3 protein-coding genes are annotated in these 2,230 nt (G+C 58.7%); all 3 read right to left on the bottom strand.

Translation table 11 applies throughout. From position 1 onward, the window contains the following. Positions 1-87: 87 nt before the first annotated feature. Complete coding sequence (locus OQK_RS18580) at positions 88-624, bottom strand: C40 family peptidase (protein ID WP_016773700.1); 537 nt, start codon at positions 622-624, stop codon at positions 88-90. 215 nt (positions 625-839) lie between these two features. After that, positions 840-1,457, bottom strand: coding sequence for a C40 family peptidase (locus OQK_RS18575; protein WP_016773699.1), 618 nt, complete (start codon positions 1,455-1,457; stop codon positions 840-842). Positions 1,458-1,648: 191 nt separating this feature from the next. After that, the coding region (gene hda / locus OQK_RS18570) for a DnaA regulatory inactivator Hda (protein WP_038861953.1) at positions 1,649-2,230 on the bottom strand (582 nt) is incomplete at its 5' end.

Genomic DNA, 2,230 nt, shown 5'->3' with positions numbered 1-2,230 from the left:
AAGCGGTGTATCAGTCAAATCATTGTCGACTGACACTCCGCCTTCGCGAGCAGGCTCGCTCCCACATTAGAATGTCTGCAATTTTTACTACGGGTTATGCGCCAGCTGCCCCGGCTGCAACACTCGCTTGGCGCTCAGATACGCCTTCTGCCAATAGGCCTTCGACAGGCTATCAAGCTTGACCGTGCCACCCGTGGCCGGTGCGTGCACGAAGCGACCCTCGCCGACGTAAATCCCCGCATGACTGACCTGCGAGCCGCCATTGGTGGCGAAGAAGATCAGGTCGCCGGTCTGCAGGCCTTCCTTGCCGACATTCGGCGCCTGCATGACGATCATTTCGCGGGTCGAGCGTGGCAGCGAAATTCCCGCCGCGTCGCGGTAGACGAAACCGATCAGACCACTGCAATCGAAACCGGAATCTGGCGTGTTGCCGCCCCAGCGATACGGCGTGCCGACCAGGCCGAGGGCGCGGAACAGCACGTCTTCAGCAACGGGAGAAAAAGCCTGGGAAGGACCGAACACGATCGGCGCGCGAACCACGGGGGCTGGCGGCGGTGTGCGGCTGGCGCAGGCGCTGAGCAGCGCGGCGCAAAGGATCAAGGTGAGGCGGGCCGACATCGTCATAAGCAGAACATCCTGATCTGGCTGCGGCTTTCTCTGCCGAATGGACAGAAACAAAACCGCCTGCGTCATCACGCAGGCGGTTTGCCATCAATATAGATTCAGGATTCTAGCGGCTACGCGGCAAACTTCAAGTAAGACTTTAACTTCACCTTGTAAAGTTTAGGTCTACTCCATTGCCGTGCCGTTTTGTCGCCGCGAACGCAGCGACATGCAGTTTACTTGCGAGCGGTGACCACGGTCGGCGCCATGGCGAGTGCGCGCTTGGCTTCGATGAAAGTCTTGCTCCAGTAGCTGTCACCCAGGCTGTCGATGCGAACACCGCCGCTGCGACGACTGCTGGAGTGAATGAACTGGTTGTCACCCAGGTAGATACCGGCGTGACTGACACGACCGCGACGACCATTGGTGGCGAAGAACAGCAGATCACCCGGCTCAAGGTTGCTGCGCGAAACCAGCGGCGCATCAACGTTGATCATTTCGCGAGTCGAGCGCGGCAGGTTCATGCCCGCCTCTTCGCGGAACAGGTAACCGATGAAACCGCTGCAATCGAAGCCGGCTTCAGAGGTACCGCCGAAACGGTAACGGGTACCGATCAGGGACATGCCGCGTTCGAGGATGCTGTCAGCCAGTACAGGAAGCTGATAAGGCTTGCTGCCGTTGAACTGGTTGAGTTCTTTTTCGGTGTCCAGCTCTTCCTGGTAAATAACGGAAGACTGGGCGGTAGCAGAATTCTTGACCTGTTGCGGCGGCTCTTGAACCGGAGAATGAGCAGCACAACCGAATAACAGGGTAACGAGTGCGAGAGGCACGAGGGGTGCGAAGCGCTTTAGCATGGGCACGACCGTGGCTGATAGTTGTAAAGAAGCCGAGACTATGCCCGCTATCGTCCTCATTTGCAAATTCAATCGAACTTTATGTGACTTCCCGGTTTCGCGTTTACATCTAAGCGCGTAACTCGTCTGGCCGTTGAATCGGCGCAGGGACGCGGGTTTTCTGGCGCCTGAAAGCTGGCAAAAGCCCACTACTACCAGCCCAGAGTTTCCTTGAGGAAGGGAATGGTCAGCTTGCGTTGCGCTTGCAAGGAAGCCTGATCAAGCTGCTCGAGGAGATCGAACAGCGCGCTCATGCTCCGCGTGCCGCGAGTGAGAATGAAGTGCCCGACTTCATCGGTCAGGTGCAGACCGCGACGGGATGCGCGCAATTGCAGCGCACGCAATTTGTCTTCATCAGAAAGTGGACGCATCTGGAAGATCAGCGCCAGGGTCAGGCGGGATTTCAGATCGGCCAGCTTCACTGGCAATTCGCGCGGCGAAGTGGACGCGGCGATCAGCAGGCGCCGGCCGCTGTCACGCAGACGATTGAACAGATGAAACATCGCCTCTTCCCAGTCCGCCTTACCAGCAATCACCTGCAAGTCATCCAGGCAGACCAGTTCGTACTGTTCAAGGTTGTCGAGGATTTCCACGCCGCGGTCCATCAACTCGGCCAGCGGCAGATACACCGCCGGTTCGCCCATCTGCTCGAAGCGCAGGCACGCGGCCTGCAACAGATGCGTGCGCCCGACGCCGTGCTTGCCCCACAGGTAGATCAGGCTCTCCGTCCACCC

Source organism: Pseudomonas sp. R62, from assembly GCF_000257605.1.
In the GTDB taxonomy this organism is placed as follows: Bacteria; Pseudomonadota; Gammaproteobacteria; order Pseudomonadales; family Pseudomonadaceae; genus Aquipseudomonas; species Aquipseudomonas atacamensis.
This window is presented reverse-complemented; position numbering and strand designations above follow the sequence as displayed.

Excerpts from the sequence above, each read along its gene's own strand:
- OQK_RS18580 (WP_016773700.1), bottom strand. The coding sequence starts at position 624 with ATGACGATGTCGGCCCGCCTCACCTTGATCCTTTGCGCCGCGCTGCTC.
- OQK_RS18575 (WP_016773699.1), bottom strand. The coding sequence starts at position 1,457 with ATGCTAAAGCGCTTCGCACCCCTCGTGCCTCTCGCACTCGTTACCCTG.